11 protein-coding genes and 1 pseudogene are annotated in these 9574 nt (G+C 48.8%); 2 read left to right on the plus strand and 10 right to left on the minus strand.

From position 1 onward, the window contains the following. Both NDI34_RS26730 and NDI34_RS26735 read left to right on the plus strand, forming a co-directional pair. Positions 1-96: pseudogene (locus NDI34_RS26730) on the plus strand (IS5/IS1182 family transposase); the annotation flags it as partial. A 3-nt stretch (positions 97-99) separates the two neighbouring features. Further along, a complete protein-coding gene (locus tag NDI34_RS26735) occupies positions 100-456 on the plus strand; it encodes an NADAR family protein (RefSeq protein WP_190986801.1) in 357 nt (118 codons plus the stop codon). A gap of 256 nt (positions 457-712) precedes the next feature. On the opposite strand, the gene NDI34_RS26740 is transcribed toward NDI34_RS26735, so the two are convergent. The 10 genes from NDI34_RS26740 to NDI34_RS26785 all read right to left on the minus strand — a co-directional run bounded on the left by NDI34_RS26740 (position 713) and on the right by NDI34_RS26785 (position 9157). Further along, entirely contained in the window at positions 713-1474 is a 762-nt protein-coding gene (locus NDI34_RS26740; RefSeq protein ID WP_190411791.1) for a phycobilisome rod-core linker polypeptide, read from the minus strand. Between the two features lie 80 nt (positions 1475-1554). Beyond that, the gene (locus NDI34_RS26745; RefSeq protein WP_190411792.1) at positions 1555-2301 is read right to left on the minus strand and encodes a phycobilisome rod-core linker polypeptide; all 747 of its coding nucleotides are present in this window, start codon (positions 2299-2301) and stop codon (positions 1555-1557) included. 71 nt (positions 2302-2372) lie between these two features. Then, positions 2373-3206 carry a phycobilisome rod-core linker polypeptide gene (locus NDI34_RS26750; RefSeq protein ID WP_348234345.1) on the minus strand — a complete coding sequence of 278 codons (834 nt, stop codon included), beginning with the start codon at positions 3204-3206 and terminating at the stop codon, positions 2373-2375. A 72-nt stretch (positions 3207-3278) separates the two neighbouring features. Then, positions 3279-3902 carry a HEAT repeat domain-containing protein gene (locus NDI34_RS26755; protein ID WP_190536804.1) on the minus strand — a complete coding sequence of 208 codons (624 nt, stop codon included), beginning with the start codon at positions 3900-3902 and terminating at the stop codon, positions 3279-3281. A gap of 247 nt (positions 3903-4149) precedes the next feature. Then, positions 4150-5022 (minus strand): HEAT repeat domain-containing protein, encoded by an 873-nt coding sequence (locus tag NDI34_RS26760; protein ID WP_190434011.1) that lies wholly within the window; start codon positions 5020-5022, stop codon positions 4150-4152. 68 nt (positions 5023-5090) lie between these two features. Next, positions 5091-5468, minus strand: coding sequence for a phycobilisome linker polypeptide (locus tag NDI34_RS26765; RefSeq protein ID WP_242030379.1), 378 nt, complete (start codon positions 5466-5468; stop codon positions 5091-5093). Positions 5469-5533: 65 nt separating this feature from the next. Further along, the gene (locus NDI34_RS26770; RefSeq protein WP_190411796.1) at positions 5534-6409 is read right to left on the minus strand and encodes a phycobilisome linker polypeptide; all 876 of its coding nucleotides are present in this window, start codon (positions 6407-6409) and stop codon (positions 5534-5536) included. A 132-nt stretch (positions 6410-6541) separates the two neighbouring features. Beyond that, on the minus strand, positions 6542-7030 hold the full coding sequence (gene cpcA, locus NDI34_RS26775; RefSeq protein ID WP_190411797.1) for a phycocyanin subunit alpha: 489 nt from the start codon (positions 7028-7030) through the stop codon (positions 6542-6544). A gap of 92 nt (positions 7031-7122) precedes the next feature. Further along, on the minus strand, positions 7123-7641 hold the full coding sequence (locus tag NDI34_RS26780) for a phycocyanin subunit beta (RefSeq protein WP_190411798.1): 519 nt from the start codon (positions 7639-7641) through the stop codon (positions 7123-7125). A gap of 556 nt (positions 7642-8197) precedes the next feature. Beyond that, positions 8198-9157 carry an RluA family pseudouridine synthase gene (locus tag NDI34_RS26785; protein WP_348234346.1) on the minus strand — a complete coding sequence of 320 codons (960 nt, stop codon included), beginning with the start codon at positions 9155-9157 and terminating at the stop codon, positions 8198-8200. Between the last annotated feature and the right edge of the window lie 417 nt (positions 9158-9574).

A 9574-nucleotide genomic window follows, 5' to 3' on the forward strand; every position in this document is an offset into this window, starting at 1 on the left:
TTTTCAGGACGTTATCGCAATCGCAGGCAGAGATTTGGTTTGCGCTTAAACCTAATTGCTGGCTTGCTGAACTACGAACTGGCACATGCCTCCTGATTCATGCAGGAGGTCTATTATTTTCAAGCGCAAAAGTTTGTTGGAACGCCTCACGCTGACCAAATTCGCCAGGTAAAGACACCGAAGGATGCGGCGAGAATGGGACGAGAGCGATCGCGGCCCCTGCGTCCCGATTGGGAACAGGTAAAAGATGACATTATGCGAAAAGCCGTGCTACGCAAATTTGAAACTCATGCCGATATCCGCGAAGAATTACTTTCTACAGGCGATGAGTTAATTGTTGAAAATGCACCCGGTGATTATTATTGGGGCTGTGGTGCTGATGGCAGTGGCAAGAATATGTTGGGGCAAATTTTAGTAGAAGTGCGAGAGATAGTGCGCCTTAGCAACCAGCAATAACAGAAAGAATCGGCTCAAGCTAGAGCAGAGCAATTAGCAGAGAGATTGCGCTCAATGGGGATTAATCCAGATGAGGTGTGAGTAGGCGATCGCCTATGCCGTATGCACCCAAAAAGTTTGTGGCTCTGATGACCGCTCACTCTAACGACTAGATGTCTTTATAGGACATTATCTAGCTGTATTGAGAGCAGGAATCAGAGCCACAGTTTAGTTTTATCAGAAGTGCAAGCAGTCTAGGAAACTAGCACTTTATCCCTTAGCGGTTGCCACGCACGGGCACTCGGCTGAGGTAGTCAATGTCAAACGCAGAGACCCGTTGTGGGTAGTTGCGCTTGGTACTGAGCGACGCCGCAACCTCGCGGAACCGGCGGGGATCGCCTTCGGGAAGTTGCCGTTCTTGGTTCTTGCGGCTGTAGAACTTCTCCACAGTGAAGCGCCAATCGGTCTTGACTGTGCCAGCACTTTCGCGGAAGTCTTCGCCATAGCGAGGCGTCACCAGGTTAAAAGGACGCTGTTCCATCCGCTTGCGCTGGTAGGGTACGGTGAAGTCCCCAAAGTTGTCGGTATATTCTTCGCTGTTCACCAAGGCATCAACAAAACCGCTGAAGCCCAAAGTGGCAATTTTAATCGACCAAGCGATTTCTTCGGCTTTGTTGTAAGGCTCCCGACCTAAAAAACGCTTGAGACAAATGTTTACAAGGCGATAGTTGTTATTGACCGAGACAACCACACGGTAAAATGCCTCTGACTTCGCCAGACCAGCAATAAATTCCCTTACTGTAATCGTCGCATTTTTCAGCTGAGATTCTAGGGTAATCTGACGGTTGAATCTGAGGATTTCATGCTCGCTGAAGACTTGGCGATAAGCCGCCCAAATCAGCTGCTCCATTTCTATCGGTGAATTGGCATCTTCCACGCGATAGATGTATGGGGTATCTTCGTTAAGATCCGCTTTTCCAAAGCTCTTAACTCGTTGGTTTTGGGTGGTTGGTTTGTATTCAAGTAATGGCAGTGCCATTTAAAAATCTCCCTTATAAAGTGGTTGAGACTTCCTATTTTCCAGCATCGGGGTATCCTCTGGTCGATGGAATCCCCGTGCTACCGGAGAGGAAAACTTACTTGCGAGTTAATCGAGACTCGTGTCTCTTGCGCTGTATTATCCCGTGTCATGTCGGGAATTTTGATGTTAGCCGTGTTAACGGTAACAGTATTGGTGACAGCTTTCGGGTTGATTGCCCGTGCCATATCCAAGAAGTTTTGCACATTGCCCCATTTGTAGCGTGCACTTTCTTCCTTATCGCGCCAGTAATCGGCGTAGCTAGGCGTCACCAAGTTAAAGGGTCGATCTTTGTAGCGACGACGCTGATAAGGCACCGTACTGTCGCCAAAGTTAGACTGATACTCCTCACTATCGACTAGGGCATCAATGAAGCCGCTCAGTCCCTTAGTGGCAATCTTAATTGACCAGGCGATTTCTTCGTCTTTGTTGTAGGGTGCCCTGCCCAAGATCCGTTTGAGGCAAACTTCGACGACTCGATAGTTGGAGTTTTTCTCAACAACCAAGCGGTAAAATCCCTCAGTCTTCGCCAAACCTCGGATGAAGTCGCGCACAGTAATGGCGCGGTTCTTCACTTGAGATTCTAGGTCAACTTGACGAAAAGAATTGAGGATTTCGTGTTCGCTGAAAACCTGACGGTAGGCTGCCCAGATTAATTCTTCGAGATCGCTATTGTCAATGCAGTTTTCAAGGCGATAACTCCGGGGAGTATCTTCGTTTGGCACTTCGTAACCCGATACTCGCTGGTTCTGCGAACTGGGTTTGTATGAAAGCAAAGGGATGGACATAGGTAAATTGTTAGTTCCTATCTTGTTGGATTGCTAATTGCCATGAACCATGAACAATTAGCCATTAGCCTTTAGGCTTTGGGCGTTGGATAAAGGTAGCGGTAAGGAAGGGCTACGTCGGTGCGACCTACAGCAGGTTGCAAGTTGGCAGCTTTGCTCCTCGTGTCGGGAATCTCCATGTTTTTAATTTGAGAGAGTACCCGATCTCTGGTGCGCTGGTAGTTGACTTCGCTAGGGGCAATACTCCGAGCCATTTCCAAGAAGTTGTTTGGAATTGCTTGACGAACCGAGGTTTTACCCGCGGCGTTTTGACCCCCCACTTGGAAGTAACTCCGAGTATCTAGACCCATCATGCGACCGTGCCAGTAATCACTGTACCGGGGGTTGACCAAGTTAAAGGGTCGCTCGTTAAACCGGCGGCGCTGATAAGGTACAATCTCATCGCCGAAGTTCTGGCGGTATTCTTCGCTATCAACAACGGCATCGATAAAGCCATGCAATCCCTTGGAAGCAATTACAATTGACCAAGCAATTTGCTCGTCTTTGCCATAGGTAGCGCGTCCCAGAAACCGCTTGAAAGTGATGTCAACTAAGCGGTAGTTGGAGTTCGTGTCTGCCACCAACTGCCGATAAACATCGGACTTGCCCAATCCTCGAATAAACTCGCGCACGGATATGGCTCGATTCCGCAGTTGAGATTCTAGAAAAGGTTGGCGGTAGCTTTCTAAAATTAAATGTTCGCTGATGATTTGCCGGTAGGCAGCCCAGATCAAGTCATTAATTGCCGTGTCTGAGGTTGCATCTGTCAATCGATAAATCTGTGCGTCGTCCTCATCAGGTACTTCGTACCCTTCTACACGCTGATTCTGCGTGGTTGGTGTAATTTCAAGAAGTGGAATTGGCATATTTTTTGTTGTTAGTTGTTAGTTGTTACCTGTTAGTGATGAGTCCATGAATAAAAGACGAATGGGCCTTTGCTAAGGACTCATCACTAATGACTGGTGAGCCAGCTGAACTCTGGCACGAACTGCTGGGTCATTATCTAAAGCCATTTCCGCTAATCGCTTTTGGATGGACGGGCGGACTTCCAACTGAGTGGAGAGTGCTTGCAAGCCGACGACAGCGGCGTAGCGAATCGCCCAGTCCTGGTCTTGAGAAATGAGCAGCAGGGTTTCCAATGCCCTAGCGATCGCGCTTTGAATCTGTTGGGCATTCAACGTGTTCCACCGGAGGTTTCCCAGCCCTTTCGCAGCAGCGCGGCGAACGCTGGGCGCGAAGTCGGTGACTGCTGCCTCTACTAAGATGTCTAAAGCGCGGGGGTCGGCGATTCCGGCTAGGGCACGAATCGCATAAGCCCTGGCACCGTAGTCATAGGCGTCCAGTTTTTCCAGCAAGGGTTGTACAGCGATTTCCCCTAACTGAATCAGCCCTTCTACTGCTGCTACTGCCGCTCCTGGGTTGTTATAACCTAAGACGGCGATCAGGGTAGGAATCCCAACTTCTAGACGGGCGGCAGCTAAGGCTCGGACTGATGCCACCAAACGTCCGGGGGAATCTGCCTGTTCAATGGCACGAATCAGTTCTTGGGGCGAATCAGTCATTAGTCCATCATCGGCGCTCGGTGGTCAATGGCGAATTGCGAATTGTCAATTGCCATTTGTTAAGTAGCTGAGCATAAATAAACGAAGCAGTAGGGTGGGCACTGCCACCCGTGCCGTGCAATGGGTGGGCAGTGCCCACCCTACCTATAGGCTACGTGCTGTTTAAGTTATGTCTAGCTACTTACTGATTGCTAGTTGTTAATTGCCATTTGCTACTTGCGATTAGCCATTAGAAAACGACAATTGACTATAACAAAGCATCCATCAGGGTCATCACCCTGATGGCGTCAGCAGATAGCGAATTCGGTTCATCTGGGTGTAAAGACGCGATCGCTCGCGCCTGTACGTGTTCCAGCAGCCCTTTGAGGGCAATGAGTTTGAAGCTATTTTCGGTGGCAGCACTGGCGATCGCTTCCGCTGCTGGCAGATAACCAATCGCACCCAAGTCTGATAATACGATGCGGCGCAGTTGCAGATCGCTGCCTTCCAATGCTTGAACCAAGCGTTCCCCATAAACGGAATCTTCCGTTAACTGGTACATTGCCCGCGCTGCTGCATATTGCACCCGCGCGACAGGATGCTCCAGAAACGGTTGAATCTGAGCAGTTGCTTCCGCCGCTTGAAGTGCTCCTAAGGCTTCCAGCACTGCTTCATAGGGTTGTGTCAGATGGGGTCGCCCTGGTACTGGCAGAGCGGCTGCCACACCCCCTTCTAGCAGTTGCATCAGTTCCGGAATGCAGGTGCGATCGCCCAGCATTCCCAAAGACTGAGCTGCGGCTTCTCGAACATAGAAGTCGGAGCAGCGCAAACAACGAATCAGCCCTGGAACGGCTCGGCGATCGCTTAGTTTCCCTAGCGCTCGTGCGGCATTGCGACGGAGGGGGTATCCACCTAGCTCTGTCCGATCCGATTCATCCTCCAAAGCTGTAATCAGAGCTTCTACAGCAGCAGACTCGCGCACGCGGAATTTACCCAGCCACCAGGCAGCATAGTAGCGGAGACTTAAATCTTCATGGCGGAGATTGGCAATTGCCTGCTCCACCGTTAGCGGTTCGCTACCCGGTGAATTTCCGGACGGTGAGTCTGATTCAGAATATCGATCGGGATTAGGCGATCGCATCGTAGGAGTGCAATGACTTGGCTTTTACGAACATGGCTGAATGGGCTTTCTGGGTAAGCTGAATCGGCTTATCGCTTGCCTTCAGCGTCATGATTTTGATGGGCTGTTGTCGCTTGGCTTTTAGCTTCGCTGTCTCCATCCAGAGTTAAAGGCTGAATGTTAACGATTCTGCCACCCATGCGGTTAATCCGCTGCATTTCTTCATTCATGCGGCTGTAGGGCACTGTGATATAGAAACTGCCACTACGGCGAATGGGATAGCTGAGTTTGTCAGATTCGTAAGTCTGACGTAAACCTTCGACTTCGTAGCGAAATACCCGATTGGCAGCGTCACCCAAAGTACCGCTCCCAAGTGCAGTTTGTCCAAACATCGTTGAAATAGCTCCTGTAATTGGGTTGAAAACAGTTGAGGGGGTGATGACATGAAACTTGATAGTTGGTGTCATCACCATTGTCAAAAAAGACTCATTCAAAAAAGACTAAGTGCGATGACACTTAGAATCTGCTCACCTTAAGCGGGTGTAACGCTGACAATTTTGCCGCCCTGTTTCGTAATTTGCTGTAGTTTTTGGGACAGCTGCTCGTAGGGCACTAGGAAGGCGTTGCTACTGCGACGGACTTTCGGGTAGCCTGGGCTGAGAATTCCAGACACTTCAATGCGATAAACCCGTCCGCTTTGTTCCTTAGTACCGCCGAGGGCTTTTCTGGGGGCTGCATCTTGAGGAATCGCTGCCGATCTCCAGGACGAAGAACTGCCAGAGGGTTGGAAAATTGTAGAAGCCTCATTTCGGCTCAATTCGCCCATCAGTCGGGGAGTTTTTCCTCCAACTTGGGAGCGATCGCTATTCGCATAACCCCGATACAGGCGGAACATACGAGTAAAGCCGGTCGTTCTCACTCCCGGCTCTACCATAAATCCACGATAATAAGGGACAACGTTGTTTCCGAAGTTGGCTTCATACTCAACGCTGTCGATGTAGGAATCGATTTCTGCGTCGTACCCCTGTTCCTCATAGATATTGAGGTGGGAGTTTATCTCATCCTCTGCGTAAGGTGCCCGCCCTAGCAAATGCTTGTAGTTGAGTTCGATCAAGCGGGTATTGGAATTGCGAAAGAAAAACTTGTTTTTGTATAGATCTGACTTAGCGATCGCGCGGACAAAATCTCTTACCGTTATATTTCCTTGCCGAAGCTGCGATTCAGCATAGGTTAGGCGTTCCGACTTCATGATGTAATCGTTGCCTAGTACCTGACGGTAAACCGCGCGGATTACCGCTTGCAGATCGTCCTCTGTCCAGTCAGGCCGCAGTTCCACCCGTGTTTCATCAAATGCAGAAAGACCTAGGCGGCCTGCTGCTGCTAAATTCGACGCCACTAAACCGGCCATTCTTGCTCTCCCAACGCAACAACTTTTTAAGATTTTTATACTCAAATTGAGAAAAACAATGCCCGGAAAAATTAGCAACTGCTAGCAAGCACGCCAACACTCGCTGATTCTTCCGGGCACCGCACCTGAATACTAGCTCAGGGCGTTAATGGCGTAGTCGATGTAGGTGTTGGCTTCGTTAGCAGCTTGACCAGTCAGACCATGATTGGCCTTGATGTTCTTGAGGGCTTCTACGTACCAGCTGTTGGACAGCTCGAATGTGCGGTTGATTTCATCCAAACCGGCAATCAGGTACTCGTCCATTGGACCTGTACCACCAGCAACTAGACAGTAGGTAACCATCCGCAGATAGTGACCGATGTCACGGGCACACTTGGATTTACCACGAGAGTCAGAAGCATACTGAGGCCCCTGCATCTGGGTGGTGTATGGGAACTTTTGGTACACGGCTTGAGCAGCACCATCAATCAGTTGCTGAGCCTTTTGGGTCAATGCACGGGCAGCTTCCATGCTGGCAGCGGCACGCTCAAAGCGACCGTTAACAGCAGTCAGTTCGGTGTTGCCTAAGAAACGACCTTGGGTATCGGCTGCGCCGATGGCTTCAGTAATCGGGGTCTTCATTGTTGAGGTATCTCCCTAAAAGTGTTTGCAAAGTTTTCGACTAAACAACGCGAATGTTCGCGTCTATCCAACAGCAAGCTTGCTAGTTGTTCTTAAGCAACAGCAGATGAGGCACGATCGAAGTAGCTAGCTACTTCAGACATCAGTTGGCTACAGTCGCCCTTGGTGATGCCATTGGGGTCATTAGCGATTTTGACCGCAGCTTCTTTCATCTTTTGGACGCCAGCAGCAACAGAACCACCAGGAACGCCTAGAGCTTGGTAGGTTTCGCGTAGACCGTTCAAGCAGCGATCGTCCAACACGCTAGAATCACCAGCAATTGTGGCATAGGTAACGTAGCGCAGGATGATTTCCATGTCGCGGAGGCAAGCTGCCATACGACGGTTGGTGTATGCGTTTCCACCTGGTTGAATCAGTTGAGGCTGCTCTTCAAACAAAGCACGAGCGGCGTTGGCAACAATGCTGGAAGCATTGCTGGTGATGCGGTTAACGGTATCCAAACGCTTGCTGCCATCCTTGACAACATTGGTCAGGGCATCGAGCTGCTCGGTGCTCAAGAATTCACCGCGGGCATCAGCCTGAGAAACAACCTTGGCGAATGCATCTAACATGAACTCAATCTCCTACTACTGATTTGGATGAGTGTGGTTTTTTAAAACGTCGATATTTGTCAAGCAGAGCTACTTCAATCTATTGAATCAGCTCTTGGATTGGTCAAGCCCAGACATAAGTCCAACACGCTTTTTAAGTCGCTCTCCCATCCCTTCTGTTACTTTACCTGCAACAAACTGGTTTTCACAGAAATATGAGAAAAGTCCGTGCTTTTATGAGAGATTTGCAACCTTGATAAATCCGTGTCTTGTTTAACTTTTGTCTGTTATTGATCCCTCCGGTTATTTTTATACAACGCCTTCGCAGCTTTGTTTTTTAAGATTTATTAAGCAATCTCAAGAGCCATGAATAAAAGCTCAAAACCTTACTCTTCCAGGGGTCTTGGATTTTATTTCCCACATACTTCGTTACAATTCTCCAAGTATTTATACTCAAAAAAACCAAGGTTTTTGTCTTTATAGTTTCTTAATATTTGTTTAAAAAGTTTCTCGGCAAGGGTTAGGTGTTTTTTGGAGCTAAATGTAATTATGTAGTTTTATGTAAAAATATAAAGCCTTATCGGTCTATCGATTGTGGATTAGTGGCAGCAATTCGTCTTCGCAGCACATCGAGAAGCTTTACAAATGCTGAGGGTAGGGGTGCGATCGCTTCTATCAACTCCCCGGTTACTGGATGCTGCAACCGGAGCCGCCAAGCATGGAGCGCTTGACCGGGAAGATTGACGCCGACAGAGTGACCAGAACTGTAAACGGGATCTCCCACAATTGGATAACCGATGTAGGCACTGTGAACGCGAATTTGGTGGGTGCGACCTGTTTCGAGTTGGAAAAGCATCAACGTGTGGTTTCCCAGGCGTTCCTGCACCCGCCAGTGAGTCATCGCCGCTCGTCCCCCCTTCTCTACAGGTACGACAGCCATTTTTTTGCGATCGCCCGAATGACGACCGATAGGCTGGTCAATCGTGCCGCCCTCAGCGCGGGGAGAACCGTAGACGACGCCCAGATATTCCCGACGTGCGGTTTTAGCTTTTAGTTGAGCTTGCAGGTGTTGGTGGGCTTGGTCGGTTTTGGCAACAACCATTGCCCCTGTCGTATCCTTGTCAAGACGATGGACAATTCCCGGACGTTGCACCCCGCCAATTTCCGCGAGAGGACAGTGGGCTAAAAGAGCGTTGACGAGAGTGCCTGCTTCGTGTCCTGCGGCTGGATGAACGACTAAACCCGCCGGTTTGTTGATGATAATTAGGCAATCATCTTCATAAAGAACATCTAAAGGGATTTCTTCTGGTTGCAGGTCTAGCGATCGCACTTCTGGAATCGTTAAAGATAGGCGATCGCCCATTTGCATGGTTGCTTTCTTGGACGTGCAGACGGTGCCGTTCAGTAGCACGTTGCCGTCTTCAATTAGTCTCTGGATGCGCGAACGGGATAAATCTGGTAGTTGTTGGGAAAGATAGCGGTCAATGCGACTGCCTGTTTCTTGAACTTCGAGAGAGATTGAATGGGGGGAATTCACGAATTCACTGTTTAAGTTGGAAACGAACCGCAGAGGACGCAGAGGACGCGGAGGAAGAGAAACAGGAACAAAGGTTAGTGAGGGCGGCGCAATCGCATTTTGGTACGAGTGGGAAGACTTGTTTCTTAATAGTAGCAGTGTAATTACTGCATCCTAGCCGAAACAAATTTACTTTATTTTCCTAATTTCCACTCTTTTGCGCCTGGTAATTTACTCAATTCCTCACTAATAATGTCGCGCAATGCCTTGGCTGAATTGGAATAAGTGCTTATGTAAAATAAATTACACATAATAAAAAGTAGAATAAGCTAAAACAAAAGTCAAGAAAACAAGAGACTTATGAGATTTATTAGAGATTTAAGCCGAGAAACTCAAAGGATTCTCAAAAGAATTTATAAAGAAAGTAGACATCATCAA

The sequence above is a fragment of the Trichocoleus sp. DQ-U1 genome, assembly GCF_039961925.1.
Classification (GTDB): domain Bacteria; phylum Cyanobacteriota; class Cyanobacteriia; order Cyanobacteriales; family FACHB-T130; genus FACHB-T130.

Excerpts from the sequence above, each read along its gene's own strand:
- NDI34_RS26780 (WP_190411798.1), bottom strand. The coding sequence starts at position 7,641 with ATGTTAGATGCATTCGCCAAGGTTGTTTCTCAGGCTGATGCCCGCGGT.
- cpcA (WP_190411797.1), bottom strand. The coding sequence starts at position 7,030 with ATGAAGACCCCGATTACTGAAGCCATCGGCGCAGCCGATACCCAAGGT.
- NDI34_RS26735 (WP_190986801.1), top strand. The coding sequence starts at position 100 with ATGCAGGAGGTCTATTATTTTCAAGCGCAAAAGTTTGTTGGAACGCCT.
- NDI34_RS26740 (WP_190411791.1), bottom strand. The coding sequence starts at position 1,474 with ATGGCACTGCCATTACTTGAATACAAACCAACCACCCAAAACCAACGA.
- NDI34_RS26765 (WP_242030379.1), bottom strand. The coding sequence starts at position 5,468 with ATGACACCAACTATCAAGTTTCATGTCATCACCCCCTCAACTGTTTTC.
- NDI34_RS26750 (WP_348234345.1), bottom strand. The coding sequence starts at position 3,206 with ATGCCAATTCCACTTCTTGAAATTACACCAACCACGCAGAATCAGCGT.
- NDI34_RS26755 (WP_190536804.1), bottom strand. The coding sequence starts at position 3,902 with ATGACTGATTCGCCCCAAGAACTGATTCGTGCCATTGAACAGGCAGAT.
- NDI34_RS26770 (WP_190411796.1), bottom strand. The coding sequence starts at position 6,409 with ATGGCCGGTTTAGTGGCGTCGAATTTAGCAGCAGCAGGCCGCCTAGGT.
- NDI34_RS26745 (WP_190411792.1), bottom strand. The coding sequence starts at position 2,301 with ATGTCCATCCCTTTGCTTTCATACAAACCCAGTTCGCAGAACCAGCGA.
- NDI34_RS26760 (WP_190434011.1), bottom strand. The coding sequence starts at position 5,022 with ATGCGATCGCCTAATCCCGATCGATATTCTGAATCAGACTCACCGTCC.